The organism is Streptomyces cavernicola (genome assembly GCF_029968035.1).
Lineage (GTDB): Bacteria > Actinomycetota > Actinomycetes > Streptomycetales > Streptomycetaceae > Streptomyces > Streptomyces cavernicola.
This window is the reverse complement of record NZ_JASCIQ010000007.1, coordinates 45,358-60,322: the sequence shown is the minus strand read 5'-3', so window position 1 is coordinate 60,322 and position 14,965 is coordinate 45,358. Positions and strand designations below refer to the sequence as shown.

Genomic DNA, 14,965 nt, shown 5'->3' with positions numbered 1-14,965 from the left:
GTGGCAGCAACTGCGCCTCGTATCACGGCGGTTGACACGTACGACATCCGCTTCCCCACCTCCCGCGAGCTCGACGGCTCCGACGCCATGAACCCGGACCCGGACTACTCGGCCGCGTACGTGGTGCTGCGCACCGACGCCGACGACGGGCAGGAGGGGCACGGCTTCACGTTCACCATCGGCCGCGGCAACGACGTGCAGGTCGCCGCGATCGACGCGCTGCGCCCGTACGTCCTCGGCCGCTCCGTGGACGCGCTGTGCACCGACCCCGGCAGCCTCAACCGGGACCTGGTCGGCGACAGCCAACTCCGGTGGCTCGGGCCCGAGAAGGGCGTGATGCACATGGCGATCGGCGCGGTCGTCAACGCCGCCTGGGACCTGGCCGCCAAGCGCGCCCGCAAACCGCTGTGGCAGTTCCTCGCGGACGCCGGCCCGGAGTGGCTGGTCTCCCAGGTCGACTTCCGGTACATCGCCGACGCCCTCACGCCCGAACGGGCCCTCGCGCTGCTCCGGAACGGCCGCGAAGGAGCCCCGCAGCGCGCCGCCGACCTGCGGAAACGCGGCTATCCGGCGTACACCACCTCGCCGGGCTGGCTCGGCTACGACGACGAGAAGCTGACCCGGCTCGCCCGCCAGGCCGTCGCCGACGGCTTCACCCAGATCAAGCTGAAGGTCGGCGCCGACCTCGACGACGACCTGCGCCGCCTGCGCGCCGCCCGCGCCGCCGTCGGCCCCGGCATCCGCATCGCCGTCGACGCCAACCAGCGGTGGAACGTCGACGAGGCAGTCGCCTGGACCCGCGCGCTCGCGCCCTTCGACCCGTACTGGATCGAGGAGCCCACCAGCCCCGACGACGTCCTCGGGCACGCCGCGATCCGCGCGCAGGTCGCGCCCGTACGCGTCGCCACCGGCGAACACGTGCAGAACCGCATCGTGTTCAAGCAGCTCCTGCAGGCCGGGGCGATCGACGTGCTGCAGATCGACGCGGCGCGCGTCGGCGGCGTCAACGAGAACCTGGCGATCCTGCTGCTCGCCGCCCACTTCGGCGTGCCGGTCTGCCCGCACGCGGGCGGCGTCGGCCTCTGCGAACTCGTCCAGCACCTGTCGATGTTCGACTACGTCGCGCTCACCGGCACCACCGAGAACCGCGTCATCGAGTACGTCGACCACCTCCACGAGCACTTCCTCACCCCGGTCGCCGTCCGCGACGGCCACTACGCCACGCCTGCCGCGCCCGGCTTCTCCGCCGCCATCCGGCCCGAGTCGATCGCCAAGTACCGCTATCCGGACGGGAGTTACTGGGCGAGCACGCCCGCAGCCCCCGACCCCCAGCAGAACGGAGCAGCCGCATGACCACCGCCGACTTCGCCGGGCGCACGGCCCTCGTCACCGGCGGCGCCTCCGGCATCGGCCGGGCCACCGCCGAACTCCTCGCCGCCCGCGGCGCCCGCGTCACCGTCCTCGACCTCGACCCGTCCGGGGTCGACGGCCCGCTGCACGCCCGCCGCGCCGACGTCACCGACGACGCCTCGATCCGTACGGCGGTGGCCGCGGCCGCCGAGGAGATGGGCGGCGTCGACATCCTCGTCAACAACGCGGGCATCGGCGCGCAGGGCACCGTCGAGGACAACGACGACGCCCAGTGGCAGCGCGTCCTCGACGTCAACGTCCTCGGCATCGTCCGCACCAGCCGCGCCGCCCTGCCGTACCTGCGCGCCTCCACGGGCGGCGCGATCGTCAACACCTGCTCCATCGCCGCCACGGCGGGCCTGCCGCAGCGCGCCCTGTACAGCGCGTCCAAGGGCGCGGTGCTCTCCCTGACCCTCGCGATGGCCGCCGACCACGTACGGGAAGGGGTGCGGGTCAACTGCGTCAACCCCGGCACCGTCGACACCCCGTGGATCGGCCGGCTCCTCGACGCCGCGCCCGACCCGGCCGCCGAACGCGCCGCCCTCGCGGCCCGCCAGCCCACCGGTCGGCTCGTCACGGCCGACGAAGTCGCCACCGCCATCTGCTACTTGGCGAGTTCCGCCGCGGGCGCCACCACCGGCACGGCGCTCGCCGTCGACGGCGGCATGCAGGGCCTGCGGCTGCGCCCCGCGGCGGACGCGTGAGCACCCTGGCCCTGGGCGGCGCGGCCCTCGGCAACCTGTTCCGGCCCGTCACCGACGCCCAGGCCCGCGCGACCGTCGACACCGCCTGGGACCTCGGCGTCCGCGCCTTCGACACCGCGCCCCACTACGGCCTAGGCCTCTCCGAACGCCGCCTCGGCGCCGCCCTGCGCGACCGGCCCCGCGCCGCGTTCACCCTGTCCACGAAGGCCGGCCGCCTCCTCGAACCCGACCCGCGGCCCGGCGACGACCTGGCCGAGGGCGGCTTCGCCGTGCCCGCCACGCACCGCCGCGTGTGGGACTTCAGCGCCGACGGCGTCCGCCGCTCCCTGGAGGAGAGCCTCGCCCGGCTCGGCCTCGACCGGGTCGACACGGTCTATCTGCACGACCCCGACGACCACGCCGAGCAGGCCTTCCGCGAGGCCTACCCGGCCCTGGAACGGCTGCGCGCCGAGGGCACGGTGGCGCGGATCGGCGCGGGCATGAACCAGTCCGCGATGCTCACCCGCTTCGTACGGGACACCGACGTCGACGAGGTGCTGTGCGCGGGCCGCTGCACCCTCCTCGACCAGAGCGCGCACGCCGACCTGCTGCCCGCGGCCGAGGCCCGCGGCACGGCCGTCGTCATCGGCGGTGTCTTCAACTCGGGCCTGCTCGCGGACCCGGGCCCCGACGCCACGTACGACTACGCGCAGGCCCCGCCCGAACTCCTCGCCATAGCAAGGAAGTTGAGCGACCTCGCCGGGCGGTACGGGATCTCGCTGCGGGCCGCCGCCCTCGCGTTCCCGTTCGCGCAGCCCGCCGTGACGGCCGTGCTCGTCGGCGCCCGCACACCCGAGGAGGTCCGGGACGCGGTGACCCAGGCGGGCACGCGCGTCCCCGGCGACTTCTGGAAAGAAGCACAGGCCGAGGGGCTCCTCCCGGCCGACGTGCCCGTACCCACAGGGGAGCCGTCATGAGAGTCGCCCTGCACACCAAGGTCCGCGCCGACCGCCTCGCCGAGTACGACGCCGCCCACCGCGAGGTCCCCGAGGAACTCACCCGGGCCATCCGTGCGGCGGGCGCGCAGCGGTGGACGATCTGGCGCAGCGGCACGGACCTCTTCCACCTCATCGACTGCGAGGACTACCCCCGCCTCATCGCCGAACTCGAACACCTCCCCGTCAACGTCGCCTGGCAGGCCCGCATGGCCGAGCTCCTCGACGTCACGCACGACTACTCCGCCGAGGGCGCCGACGCGGGCCTGCCCGTCGTGTGGGAGCTGCCATGACCGGTGTGATCGACGCCCACCACCACGTCTGGGACCTCTCCGTACGCGACCAGGACTGGATCACCGGACCCGAACTCGCCCCCATACGAAGGGACTTCGCACTCGACGACCTCGCGCCCGAGGCCCGCGCGGCCGGGGTCACGGGGACCGTGCTCGTGCAGACCGTCACCGTCCCCGAAGAGACCCCGGAGCTGCTCGCCCTCGCCGCCGCCCGCCCCGACCTGGTCGCGGGCGTCGTCGGCTGGACCGACCTGACCGCACCGGACGTCGCCGACGAGCTGGCCCGGCTCCGCCAACTCCCGGGCGGGGAACGCCTGGTGGGCATCCGGCACCAGGTGCAGGGCGAGCCGGACCCGGAGTGGCTGCTCCGCCCCGACGTGCACCGCGGCCTGTCGGCGGTGGCCGCCGCGGGCCTCGCGTACGACCTGGTCGTCCTGGACCACCAGCTCGACGCCTGCGCCCGTGCCGCCGCCGAACACCCCCAACTCACCTTCGTACTCGACCACTTGGGCAAACCGCCGATCGCCGCCGGGGAGCACGGGCCGTGGGCCGGACGGCTCGCCGCGCTCGCCGCCCTGCCCAACACGGCGGCGAAACTCTCCGGCCTGGTCACCGAGGCCGACTGGACGACCTGGACCCCGGACGTGCTGCGGCCGTACGTCGACACCGCCCTCGACGCCTTCGGCCCGGACCGGCTGATGTTCGGCTCGGACTGGCCGGTGTGCACGCTGGCCGCGAGCTACGGTGAAGTCATCGGCGCGGCAAGGGAGTTGACGTCGCGGCTGAGCCCCGGCGAGCGCACCCGGCTGTTCTCCGGCACCGCCGCCCGCGTCTACCGGATGTGATCCGCGGGCGTGTCGAGCCGCGTCGGCGGCCAGAACTCGCGCACGTGCGTCCGGTGCCACCACGCCCCGGTCTCCCGCAGCTCGCGCCAGGTCGTGTACCGGTAGCGGTAGAGCCGCGCGCGCACGTACTTCGGGGGCTCGTCCGGGAACGGGTTGCGGCCCAGCAGCCGCAGCGTGTCCGGGTCGTTCACCAACAGCCGCTCCACGAACGGCCCGAACCACGAGCGGGCGTACGCGGGGGACAGGCCCGCGAACCACATCAGCCAGTCGAGCCGCAGATGGTACGGGGCGAACTGCCGCGGCAGCCGCCGCACGTCACCCGGCTTGCCCTTGAAGCCGTACTCCCGCCAGGCCTGGCCGTCCATCGACGGCGTGAGCTCGTTCGTGCCCTCCACGACCACCTCGGTGCGCACCCGGCCGATGCTGCCGAACGCGCCGTACGTGTTGACCAGGCGCAACGGGTCGAACGAGGTGTTCATGACCTGCCTGCGGGAGAGCAGGTTGCGGACCGGGTGGTAGCTGAGCCCCGCGACCAGACACGTGACGGCGATGACGAGGACCGCGTACCAGACGGGCGTCTCCGGGAACGCGGGCGGCGGGCCGTCCGCCAGTGGGGACCAGTCGATCGCGGACAGGGCGAGCGTCACCGTCAGCCAGTTCAGCCAGGAGAAGTTGCCCGACAGGATCAGCCACAACTGCGTCAGCGCCATCAGCGCCGCCGCGTACGAGGCGACCGGCTGCGGCGTGAACAGCAGGAACGGGACGACGAGTTGGGTGAAGTGGTTGGCGGCCACCTCCACGCGGTGCAACGGGCGCGGCAGGTGGTGGAAGAACCAGCTCAGCGGGCCCGGCATCGGCTGCGTCTCGTGGTGGTAGTAGAGGCAGGTCAGATCGCGCCAGCAGCGGTCGCCGCGCATCTTGATGAGCCCCGCCCCGAACTCCACCCGGAACAGCACCCAGCGCAGCAGGAAAAGGACCAGGACCGGCGGGCCGGCCTCGTCGTTGCCGAGGAACACCGCGAGGAAGCCGACCTCCAGGAGCAGTGACTCCCAGCCGAAGCTGTACCAGGTCTGCCCCACGTTCACGATCGACAGGTACAGCGCCCACGGCGCCAGCCACAGCAGCATCGCCGCCCACAGCGGCACGAGACCGTCGACGCCCGCGAGCAGCGCCGCCGACCAGAGCGCCCCGCCCCACGCGGTGAGCGCGAACAGCCGGTCGGAATAGCGCAGTTGGAACAGGCTCGGCGCGAGCCGCCACGGCACGCGCGCCACGAACCGCGGCACCGGCAGCATGCCCCGCTCCCCGATCAGCGCCCGGAACTGCAGCGCCGCCGAGAGGAACGCCACGAGGTACACGGCGGCCAGGGCGCGCTGGAAGATCAGCCGGGCGAGCCAGTACCCGGGTTCCGTGAACCACTCCACGCCCCCATTGTGACGCGCCCCGGCTTGCGAGGCGTTGCCGCAGCCCGCAGACAATGAGGGACGAAATGCCCGGAAACAGGCGGGAGCAACAGGCGTGTACCGAACGACCAGGCGCTACGCAACGGCCTTCGCGATATCCGCGGCCCTCCTGGTCGCCGGCTGTTCCAGCGGCGAAGAGATGGCCCCGACCGCCGCCGACGCCGAGGGGGAGGTGTTCCTCCAACCCGTGGCCGCGCCGGGCCCCGACCCCTTCACCCAGTCCACGTCGGAGGTCACCGAGACCCCGCCGCCCGTCACCCGAACACCGCAGCCGGTGCAGACCGGTCCCACCCCGACCGAGCAGGGCGTCCGCGCCGTCTCCGGCGACACCCCCGGCCTCTACGGCGGTACGCGGGACAAGGCGAGCTGCGACGTCGAGGCGCAGATCCGCTTCCTCGGCGCGAACCGCGGCAAGCAGCAGGCGTTCGCGGACACCGTCGGCGTCGCCGCGAACGAGGTGCCCGGCTATCTGCGCGGGCTGACCGCGGTGCAGTTGCGCGGCGACACCCGCGTCACCAACCACGGCTTCCGCGACGGCCGCGCCGACTCGTACCAGTCGGTGCTCCAGGCGGGCACGGCCGTACTCGTCGACAACCGGGGGATGCCGCGGGTGCGTTGCTCCTGCGGCAACCCGCTGACGCCGCCGGCCCCCCTGAAGAGCGACCCCACCGTGCGGGGCAAGCCGTGGAGCGGCTACCGGCCGAGCAAGGTCGTCGTGGTCACCCCGGCGCCCGTCGTGATCACCAACATCACGATCATCAACATCACCAACAACACCTGGATCGAGCGGCCCACGGGGCACAAGAGCGAGGACAAGGTCGTACCGCGCCCGAAGCCGAGCCCCACTTCGCCCGCGCCCACGTCCCCCTCCCCGACCTCGCCCTCGCCGACGTCCCCGTCCCCGAGCTCGCCGTCGCCGAGTGAGTCGTGTCCGGCGGAGCCGCCTCCCGTCGACGAGAACGGCCGCGAGCCGGAGCTGCCGCCGGGCTGCCCGACGCCGACCCCGGACGACTGCCCGACCGTGCAGCCCCCGCCCGACCCGGACGGCCGCGACTTCACACCGCCCCCGGGCTGCCCGACCCCGCCGACCCCGCCGGAGCCGGAGTCGCAGACCGACGAGCCGCAGAGCGAGGAGCCTACGGAGCCGGGGCCGGAGCCGGAGCCGGAGCCGGACGAGAACGCGGTGCCGCCGAGCGAGGCCCCTGACGGGGGTGCGGACACGTTCAACAGCTGATCTGCCCCCACCCCGCCCCTTCCCGAAAGTCCTGGCGGACGGCCACGGGGGCTGCGCCCCCGGCCCCCGGCCGTCGTTCGACTGCTGCGCCGTCGTGGCTGGTCGCGCAGTTCCCCGCGCCCCTGTCGGGGCACGTATCACCGCCCAGATTCAGCCCCTCCGGCGTTTGAGGAGCGGAGGTCTGGGGGCTGGCCCCCAGAAGCCGACGGCAGTCTTTCGGGAAGGGGCGGGGAGGGGAGCAAAGGAAAGCCCGTCCGGCGTTTGAGGACGAGCCCGCAGGGCGATCGGCGGGGCCCGAGTCGACGGAACCGGGCCTACACCGTAAATATCGAAAAATGCTCGAACTGGTGAAAAGGTGACCCCATGGTCGATCAGGGTGCCGATCCCGGGGACGACCGGCAGGCCGACCGCGGAGGCGACGCCCTGTCGCCGCCCCTCGACTGGCCTGCCCGCCCCGACGGCATCCTCGCCCTCAACCACCTCGGCACCTTCGACTGGGACCTCGACACCGGCCTGATGCACATGGACGCGCGGGCCCACGAGGTCTTCGACGTCCGCCCCGGCGAGTACGACGGCCGCCCCGAGAGCCTCGCGAGCCGCGTCCCGCCCGGCGAGGGGCAGCGGCTCGACGCGATCGTCTCGCAGGCCCTGAAGAGCGGCGACGAGAACTACGGCACCTACTTCCGCATCCGCCGCTCCGACGGCAGCCTGCTCTGGACGCACACCCAGGGCTACATCCGGCGCGACGAGTCCGGCCGCCCGCGCCGCATCATCGGCGTCGTCAGGGACGCCACGCAGGAGCTCAGCGACACCCGCGTCCAGATGCTCAGGGACGCCGAGACGCGCCGCCTGACCAGCGTGGTCGAGGGCGCCACCGCGGCCCTGTCGTACGCCCGTACCGTCGAGGACGTCATCGACGTGCTCCAGGACAGCGAGGGCCTCGCCCACCTGGGCGCCGCCAGCCTCGTCATGGGCCTGGTCGAGGGCGGCCGCATCCACCTGGTCGCCGAGGGCACGCCCGGCGCGTTCGTGCCCGGCACCCGCTTCACCCGCATCGACGAGCCGTACCCGATGAGCGAGGTGGTGCGCACGCTCAGCCCGCTCTTCATCGAGAGCCGCGAGCACTTCGCCGAGTCGTACCCGATCCTCTGGCCGCACATCTCGCATCTGCAGGTCACCTCGGCGGTCTACCTGCCGCTGATCGCGCAGGCCCGCCCGATCGGCGCGCTCGGCCTGCTCTACCGCGACAAGATCGGCTTCACCGCCGAGGACCGCAACCTGCTCGTCGCCCTCGGCAGCGGCATCGCCCAGAACCTGGCCCGCGCCATGCTGTACGAGCAGGACAAGGACCTCGCCCAGGGCCTGCAGCAGGCGATGCTGCCGCGTTCCATCCCCGCCGTGCCGGGCGTCGACCTCGCGGTGCGCTACCGGTCCGCGAAGCTCGGCCGGGACATCGGCGGCGACTGGTACGACCTGATCCCGCTGCCCGGCGGCCTGGTCGGCGCGGTCATCGGTGACGTGCAGGGCCATGACACGCACGCCGCGTCCGTCATGGGCCAGCTGCGGATCGTGCTGCGCGCGTACGCCGCCGAGGGGCACACCCCGGCGACGGTGATGGCCCGCGCCTCGGTGTTCCTGCACGAGCTGGACACCGACCGCTTCGCCACCTGCCTGTACGCACAGGTCGACCTGACCACCGGCGTCGTGCAGTTCGTCCGCGCCGGACACATCGACCCGCTGATCCGCCGCATCGACGGGACCTGCCGGCGCGTGCCCGTCGAGGGCGGGCTCCCGCTCGGCCTGTCCGCGGAGTTCGGCCGCATCGAGTACCCGGTCACCACGGTCGAACTCGACCCGGGCCACACGCTGTTGCTGTGCACCGACGGCCTCGTCGAGGAGCCGGGCGCCGACCTCGACGACGGCATGCAGCGCCTCACCCGGCAGATCTGGGCGGGCCCCCTCGACCTCGGCGAGCTGGCCGACCGGCTGTGCGAGGCGGTCGAGGACCGGGACGGCGCCGACGACGTGGCGCTGCTGCTCCTGCGCCGCCGCCTCAGCGACGCGCCCCGCTCCGGCGGCCGCCTCAAGGAGCATGTCGCCCCGAACGACCCGGACGCGCTGGTCGGCGCCCGCCACATGATCCGCGCCGCGGTCCGCGCCTGGGGCGCGGGGGAGCGGGCCGACGAGATCGAACTCGTCGCCGACGAGATGATCACCAACGCCCTGATGCACACCGACGGGGCCGCCGTCGTCACCCTCCGGGTCCTGTCCGGCGTGGACCGGCGGCTGCGCGTCGAGGTCGAGGACACCTCCAGCGCCCTGCCGCGCCGCCGGGAGGCCGGGGACGACGGGGTGTCCGGGCGCGGACTGCTCCTCGTCGACCGGCTCGCCGACGTGTGGGGCGTGGAGCCGCGAGGGAGCGGAAAGTGCGTCTGGTGCGAGTTCATCGTGCCCGCGCGAGACTGACGGCCCGGCCCCCCCCGGGGGGCTTGACCCGGGCCCGACCGTATGGCGGAGGTGAGGGAGGAGCATGCCGGAACTGCCCGAGGTGGAGGCCCTGCGGGACTTCCTGGACGAGCACCTCGTGGGCCGCGCGATCGTGCGGGTCCTGCCCGTCGCGATCAGCGTCCTCAAGACGTACGACCCGCCGCTGACCGCCGTCGAGGGCAGGGAGGTCACCGGGGTCGCCCGGCACGGCAAGTTCCTCGACCTGGCGACGGCCGACGGCCCGCACCTGGTGACCCATCTCGCCCGCGCGGGCTGGCTGCAGTGGAAGGACCGGCTGCCGGACGGCGCGCCCCGCCCCGGCAAGGGCCCGCTCGCGCTGCGCGTCGCCCTGGAGGACGGCTCGGGCTTCGACCTCACCGAGGCGGGCACCCAGAAGCGCCTCGCCGTGTACGTCGTCGCCGACCCGGCCGACGTCCCCGGCATCGCCCGCCTCGGCCCCGACCCGCTCGCCCCCGGCTTCGACCGGGCGGCGCTCGGCGCGCTCCTCGTGGGTGAACGCCGCCGGATCAAGGGCGCGTTGCGCGACCAGAGCCTGATCGCGGGCATCGGCAACGCCTACAGCGACGAGATCCTGCACGCCGCCCGGATGTCCCCGTACAAACCGGCCGGGAGTCTCACCGACGAGGAGCTCACCGGGCTCTACGAGGCGCTGCGCGCGACCCTCGGCGAGGCGGTGGAGCGCTCGCACGGGGTGGCCGCGGGGCGGCTGAAGGCCGAGAAGAAGAGCGGGCTCCGCGTCCACGGCCGGACGGGGGAGCCCTGCCCGGTGTGCGGGGACACGATCCGCGAGGTGTCGTTCAGCGACTCGTCGCTGCAGTACTGCCCGACCTGCCAGACCGGCGGCAAGCCGCTCGCGGACCGCAGGACGTCGCGCTTCCTGAAGTGACCTGAAGTGACCTGAAGGGGCCGAGGGGAGCCGAGGGGGGCCTGGGGGCCGAGGGGACACCGGGGGACGGGGCGGCGGTCAGAACAGATGGATCGCCAAGTGCCCCAGGGGTAAGCCGAGTTGCCAGGCCGGCGTCCACACCTGCGGCCCCTCCTCCTCGTCCCGTGCGGCGCCCTCCAGGAGCGCCGCGTCCAGGTCGGGTGCGAGCAGCTCGGTCTCCTCCAGCCAGCGCCAGGCGGCCCTGGCCAGGTCGAGGTCGGCGTCCGCGCCGCCGGACGCGCGGGCCTCGGCCGCGAGAGCGGCCATGCGTTCGGCGACCCAGTCCTCCCAGGCCCGGTCGTACGCGGTCAGCGAGAGCCAGGTGTCCAGCTGCGAGACGACGCGGATACGGGAGAGCTCGCGCTCCACGTCGGAGAGGAAGATCGTCAGCGCGAGAGCGTCCCGGCCCGCCCGGTACTCGAAGGACGTGGGCGGCATCAGGTCGCCGGTGCGCAGCAGTTCGTCGGCGATGTACTCGGCGTAGAGCCAGGCCATCGGCACGGTCAACTCGCCACGGCCGTCGGCGCCGTTGGTGCTTCTGTGCGGCATCCTGATCGCCTTCCTCAGCTCTCCTCCGGTGTCTCCGGACGGTGTCTCCGGACCGTGCGCGGGCAGGTCCCCGCGCGGGCAGGTCCCCTCGCACCGCGGTGCGGATGGGGCCAGCCGATTACCCGACGGGGCGGCGAGCAAGGTGTTTTACGGAGGCTTGACCGGGCCGCCGGTTTCGCCGCTGGTCCTGGGGCCCTCGGTGGGGTCACGCGGTGGTCGGCTCGCTGCCGTGCACGCGGGTCCGCGCGCCCGGCACCACACGGTACCGGGCCGCCGGGCCGCCGGCGCACCCGGACCGCTTCGTCTACGACAGGCGGGTGGCCGCGCGTGGACGCCGCGCGGTCCGCGCACGCGCTTCGCTGACGCACCGCCAGATGCCGCGCAGCTGAGGGGACTTGGAGGTCCGTGCGGGCGTATGTCGGTATTGCGGCTTGAGTCACATATGTAACGAATGTGGATTCGAGGGGTCGCGCCCCCGAACCACGGAGCCACCCCCGATGCCCCAGCACGCCCAGCACGCCCAGCACGCCCAGCACGCCCAGCACGTCCACCACGCCCAGCACGCGCGCACCAGGCGCACCCGTCACGGAGCGGCCGCCCTCGCGGCCCTCCTGCTCGGAGCCACCGCCTGCACCGCCGAAGAACACACCCCGCCCACGGAGCCCGGCGCCGCGAAGCCGGCGTCCCCGAGGCCGGGCAGCCCGAAGACCAGCGCTTCGAAGTCCGCGGGGCCGAAGTCCGCCGGGCCGAGGACCGGAGCGTCCGCCGCCGGGGGAGCGGCGCGGCAGCGCGGGTTCACGCTCGCCGCGAGCGGCGACGTCCTCCCGCACGACTCGATCATCCGGCAGGCCGCCGCCGACGCGGGCGGTGACGGCTACGACTTCAGCAAGATCCTCGGCGGCGTCGAACCCGTCGTCTCCAAGGCCGACCTGGCCCTCTGCCACATGGAGACCGTCTACGGCGCGGACGGCGACTACAGCGGCTACCCCGCCTTCAAGTCCCCGCCCGAGATCGCCCGCGCCCTCGCCGACACCGGCTACGACGGCTGCTCCACGGCCTCCAACCACACCCTGGACGCCGGCGCCGACGGCATCGACCGCACCCTCGGCGCCCTGGACAAGGCGGGCGTGAAGCACGCCGGTTCCGCGCGTACGGAGAAGGAGGCGCGGACCCCGACGCTGCTGAGCGTCGGCGGCGCCAAGGTCGCCCACATCGCCGCCACTTACGGCACCAACGGCTATCCGCTGCCCGAGGGCAGGCCCTGGGCCGTGAACATGCTCGACAAGGACAAGGTGATCGCGCAGGCACGCGCGGCACGCAAGGCCGGCGCCGACGTCGTGGTGTTCTCCCCGCACTGGGGCACCGAGTGGCAGGACGAGCCCGACGCCGAACAGCTGCGCCTGGCAAAGGAGTTGACCGCGTCCCGGACCGGCGGCCGCCCCGACATCGACCTGATCATCGGCACCCACGCACACGTCCCGCAGGCGTACGAGAAGGTCAACGGGACGTGGGTGGTGTACGGCATGGGCGACCATGTCGCCGGGGCGATGATCAACCACGACGGCGCCGAGGACGACCGCGGCAACCAGAGCACCATCGGCCGCTTCACCTTCGTACCGCCGAAGAAGCCCGGCGGGCGCTGGGAGGTGAGCCGCGCCGAGTTCGTCCCGCTCTTCTTCGACACGGACGCGGGGCGCTCCGTCCTCCTCGACGAGGCGGCGAAGCGGGGCGAGTACGAGGAGGTGCGCGACCGGGTCCACCGCGTGGTCCTCAGCCGCGGCGCGGCCAAGCAGGGCCTTGTGGCAGCGAAGTAGCGCACTTTTTTGCTCCCCGTCCCGCCCCTTCCCGAAAGCCTCCGGCGGTGTCTTTCGGCTGCCGCGCCGTCGTGACTGGTCGCGCAGTTCCCCGCGCCCCTATCGGGGCACTTCCAGCCCCTCCGGCGTTTGAGGAGCGGGGGTCCGGGGGCTGGCCCCCGAAGCCGTCCGCAGGACTTTCGGGAAGGGGCGGGGAGGGGAGAGGTCAGGGCTTGGCCGTGGGCTCGCCCTCCCGCGCCAGGTTCGACCTCCGGTACGAGTACCCGAAGTACACGATCAACCCCACCAGGAACCACACCGCGAACCGCGCCCACGTCTGCCACTGCAGGAACGTGATCAGCCACAGCGAGAACACCACGCCGATCGCCGGCACCACCGGCATCCCCGGGCACTTGAAGGACCGCGGCAGCTCAGGCCGCCGATAGCGCAGCACGATCACCGCGACGCACACCACGACGAACGCCAACAGGATCCCGATATTGGTGAGTTCGGCCGCCTCGCCGATCGGCATGAACCCGGCGATCGCCGCCGAGAGCACGCCCACGATCCACGTGACCCGCGTCGGCACATGCCGGGTCGGATGCGTCTTGGCGAACCAGTGCGGCAGCAGCCCGTCACGGCTCATCGAGAACCAGACGCGGGTCACGCCCAGCATGAACGTGAACATCACGGTGAGGATGCCGATGATCGCGCCGATCGCGATCATGTTCGCGAGCCCGCCGAGGCCCACCGACTCGAAGGCCGTGGAGAACCCGCTCTCCTTGTCGACCTCCTTGTAGTTCTGCATGCCGGTCAGGACCAGGCAGGCGAGGACGTACAGGACCATCGAGATCGCGAGCGAGTAGACGATCGCCTTCGGCATGTGGCGCTGCGAGTCCTTGGACTCCTCGGCCGCCGTGGACATCGCGTCGTACCCGAACACCGCGAAGAACACCGTCGCCGCGCCCGTGAACGCGCCGCCCACCCCGTACGGGAAGAACGGGTTGTAGTTGGCCGTGTCGATGTGGAAGAAGCCCACGGCGATCACCACGAGCACCACGAGCACCTTGAGGATCACCACGACGGTCTCGAAGCGGGCCGCGTTCTTGATGCCGAGGGTCAGCAGGTACGCGATGAACAGGCAGAGGACCACCGCGAACAGGTCGATCCGGTGCCCGTCGCCGGTGCCCGGAGCGCCCAGCATCCAGGCCGGCAGCTCGGCGCCCAACGACTCGACGAGGAAGCCGAAGTAGCCGGAGATGCCGATGGCGACCACCGCCACGATCGCCGTGTACTCCAGGAGCAGGTCCCAGCCGATGAACCAGCCGGCGAGCTCGCCGAGCACCGCGTACCCGTACGTGTAGGCGGAGCCCGCCTTCGGGATCATGCCCGCGAACTCGGCGTACGAGAACGCCGCGGCGGCGCTCGCGACGCCGGCGATCAGGAAGGAGACGAGGACCGCGGGGCCCGCGGTGCCGTTGGCGACGGCGCCGGCGAGGCTGAAGATGCCGGCCCCGATGATGCCGCCGACGCCGATCGCGGTGAGCTGCCAGAGGCCGAGCGTCCTCGTCAGCTGTTCGCTGGGGGCGCCCTCCTCGATCAGATCGATCGGTTTCCGGCGCAGAACGCCCTGTCCCATACGTAGCCCGGCCATGAGCCTCACCTCGAAGTGGACGCCAGTGGGTGATGGGTGATGGGCGATCATGATGGCCGAGAAGCGCCCCCGACGGAAGACGGGGAGCAGCGCAGGGGTGCGTTGGAGCTACGGCACCACTGTGACGGGCCAGCGTCCCGCCTTCACCAGGCGGACCGCCACCGAGCCGACGAAACGGTGTCCTGCCTGCTCGGACGCGCCGACGACGACGGCGTCCGCGGTCAGGCTCTCGGCCGCCTCGACGAGCCCGTTGTACGGGTCGCCGCGGAAGGTGTGGAACTCCCAGCGCAGGTGGTCGTATATGTGCCGCACCCGCTCGGCGGCCTCCCGGATCTCCTGGATCAGGGACTCGGCGACCTCGTCGGTGGTGCTCGCCACCGGCGCCCCGAGCGCGGCGCCCGCGGCCATCACCGGCTGCACGTAGACCATCGCGAGCAGCGCCCGCTGCCGCCGGGCGAGCCCCGCGGCGTAGGCGGCCGCGCGCAGCGACGAGTCGGAGCCGTCGATGCCGACGACGATCACCTTGGGGCCGTCCGTACCCCGCTCGAACGCGTGAGACTGGTGTTCCGTCACGCCCGAGAGGCTAGCCCCTGGGCCCAAGTCCGCGGCGGCC

At 72.8% G+C, this 14,965-nt stretch carries 13 protein-coding genes; 9 read left to right on the top strand and 4 right to left on the bottom strand.

Features of this window, described 5'->3' with window-relative positions:
• The 5 genes from QIS96_RS08760 to QIS96_RS08740 are packed head-to-tail and all read left to right on the top strand — an operon-like array spanning position 1 to position 4,226.
• Positions 1-1,353, top strand: coding sequence for an enolase C-terminal domain-like protein (locus QIS96_RS08760; RefSeq protein WP_282541867.1), 1,353 nt, complete (start codon positions 1-3; stop codon positions 1,351-1,353).
• A complete protein-coding gene (locus tag QIS96_RS08755) occupies positions 1,350-2,114 on the top strand; it encodes an SDR family NAD(P)-dependent oxidoreductase (protein ID WP_282541866.1) in 765 nt (254 codons plus the stop codon). The genes QIS96_RS08760 and QIS96_RS08755 overlap by 4 nt, the downstream gene beginning before the upstream one ends.
• On the top strand, positions 2,111-3,070 hold the full coding sequence (locus QIS96_RS08750) for an aldo/keto reductase (RefSeq protein WP_282541865.1): 960 nt from the start codon (positions 2,111-2,113) through the stop codon (positions 3,068-3,070). The genes QIS96_RS08755 and QIS96_RS08750 overlap by 4 nt, the downstream gene beginning before the upstream one ends.
• Entirely contained in the window at positions 3,067-3,381 is a 315-nt protein-coding gene (locus QIS96_RS08745) for an L-rhamnose mutarotase (RefSeq protein ID WP_282541864.1), read from the top strand. The genes QIS96_RS08750 and QIS96_RS08745 overlap by 4 nt, the downstream gene beginning before the upstream one ends.
• On the top strand, positions 3,378-4,226 hold the full coding sequence (locus QIS96_RS08740; RefSeq protein ID WP_282541863.1) for an amidohydrolase family protein: 849 nt from the start codon (positions 3,378-3,380) through the stop codon (positions 4,224-4,226). The genes QIS96_RS08745 and QIS96_RS08740 overlap by 4 nt, the downstream gene beginning before the upstream one ends.
• Here QIS96_RS08740 and QIS96_RS08735 read toward each other — a convergent pair.
• On the bottom strand, positions 4,214-5,650 hold the full coding sequence (locus tag QIS96_RS08735) for a lipase maturation factor family protein (RefSeq protein WP_282541862.1): 1,437 nt from the start codon (positions 5,648-5,650) through the stop codon (positions 4,214-4,216). The genes QIS96_RS08740 and QIS96_RS08735 overlap by 13 nt on opposite strands.
• Positions 5,651-5,744: 94 nt before the next feature.
• Here QIS96_RS08735 and QIS96_RS08730 point away from each other — a divergent pair, with 94 nt between their 5' ends.
• The 3 genes from QIS96_RS08730 (at position 5,745) to QIS96_RS08720 (ending at position 10,317) form a co-directional block, all read left to right on the top strand.
• A complete protein-coding gene (locus tag QIS96_RS08730) occupies positions 5,745-6,923 on the top strand; it encodes a DUF6777 domain-containing protein (RefSeq protein ID WP_282541861.1) in 1,179 nt (392 codons plus the stop codon).
• Between the two features lie 363 nt (positions 6,924-7,286).
• Positions 7,287-9,389 carry a SpoIIE family protein phosphatase gene (locus QIS96_RS08725; protein WP_282541860.1) on the top strand — a complete coding sequence of 701 codons (2,103 nt, stop codon included), beginning with the start codon at positions 7,287-7,289 and terminating at the stop codon, positions 9,387-9,389.
• Between the two features lie 64 nt (positions 9,390-9,453).
• Positions 9,454-10,317 (top strand): Fpg/Nei family DNA glycosylase, encoded by an 864-nt coding sequence (locus QIS96_RS08720; protein WP_282541859.1) that lies wholly within the window; start codon positions 9,454-9,456, stop codon positions 10,315-10,317.
• 78 nt (positions 10,318-10,395) lie between these two features.
• Here QIS96_RS08720 and QIS96_RS08715 read toward each other — a convergent pair whose 3' ends face one another.
• Positions 10,396-10,905, bottom strand: a complete 510-nt coding sequence (locus tag QIS96_RS08715) for a hypothetical protein (RefSeq protein ID WP_282541858.1) — start codon at positions 10,903-10,905, stop codon at positions 10,396-10,398.
• 497 nt (positions 10,906-11,402) lie between these two features.
• Here QIS96_RS08715 and QIS96_RS08710 point away from each other — a divergent pair, with 497 nt between their 5' ends.
• Positions 11,403-12,719, top strand: a complete 1,317-nt coding sequence (locus QIS96_RS08710) for a CapA family protein (protein WP_282541857.1) — start codon at positions 11,403-11,405, stop codon at positions 12,717-12,719.
• A gap of 205 nt (positions 12,720-12,924) precedes the next feature.
• Here QIS96_RS08710 and QIS96_RS08705 read toward each other — a convergent pair whose 3' ends face one another.
• Entirely contained in the window at positions 12,925-14,352 is a 1,428-nt protein-coding gene (locus tag QIS96_RS08705; RefSeq protein ID WP_282541856.1) for an amino acid permease, read from the bottom strand.
• 108 nt (positions 14,353-14,460) lie between these two features.
• On the bottom strand, positions 14,461-14,925 hold the full coding sequence (locus tag QIS96_RS08700; RefSeq protein WP_282541855.1) for a universal stress protein: 465 nt from the start codon (positions 14,923-14,925) through the stop codon (positions 14,461-14,463).
• Between the last annotated feature and the right edge of the window lie 40 nt (positions 14,926-14,965).

Excerpts from the sequence above, each read along its gene's own strand:
- QIS96_RS08710 (WP_282541857.1), top strand. The coding sequence starts at position 11,403 with ATGCCCCAGCACGCCCAGCACGCCCAGCACGCCCAGCACGCCCAGCAC.
- QIS96_RS08705 (WP_282541856.1), bottom strand. The coding sequence starts at position 14,352 with ATGGCCGGGCTACGTATGGGACAGGGCGTTCTGCGCCGGAAACCGATC.
- QIS96_RS08755 (WP_282541866.1), top strand. The coding sequence starts at position 1,350 with ATGACCACCGCCGACTTCGCCGGGCGCACGGCCCTCGTCACCGGCGGC.
- QIS96_RS08715 (WP_282541858.1), bottom strand. The coding sequence starts at position 10,905 with ATGCCGCACAGAAGCACCAACGGCGCCGACGGCCGTGGCGAGTTGACC.
- QIS96_RS08745 (WP_282541864.1), top strand. The coding sequence starts at position 3,067 with ATGAGAGTCGCCCTGCACACCAAGGTCCGCGCCGACCGCCTCGCCGAG.
- QIS96_RS08740 (WP_282541863.1), top strand. The coding sequence starts at position 3,378 with ATGACCGGTGTGATCGACGCCCACCACCACGTCTGGGACCTCTCCGTA.
- QIS96_RS08725 (WP_282541860.1), top strand. The coding sequence starts at position 7,287 with ATGGTCGATCAGGGTGCCGATCCCGGGGACGACCGGCAGGCCGACCGC.
- QIS96_RS08720 (WP_282541859.1), top strand. The coding sequence starts at position 9,454 with ATGCCGGAACTGCCCGAGGTGGAGGCCCTGCGGGACTTCCTGGACGAG.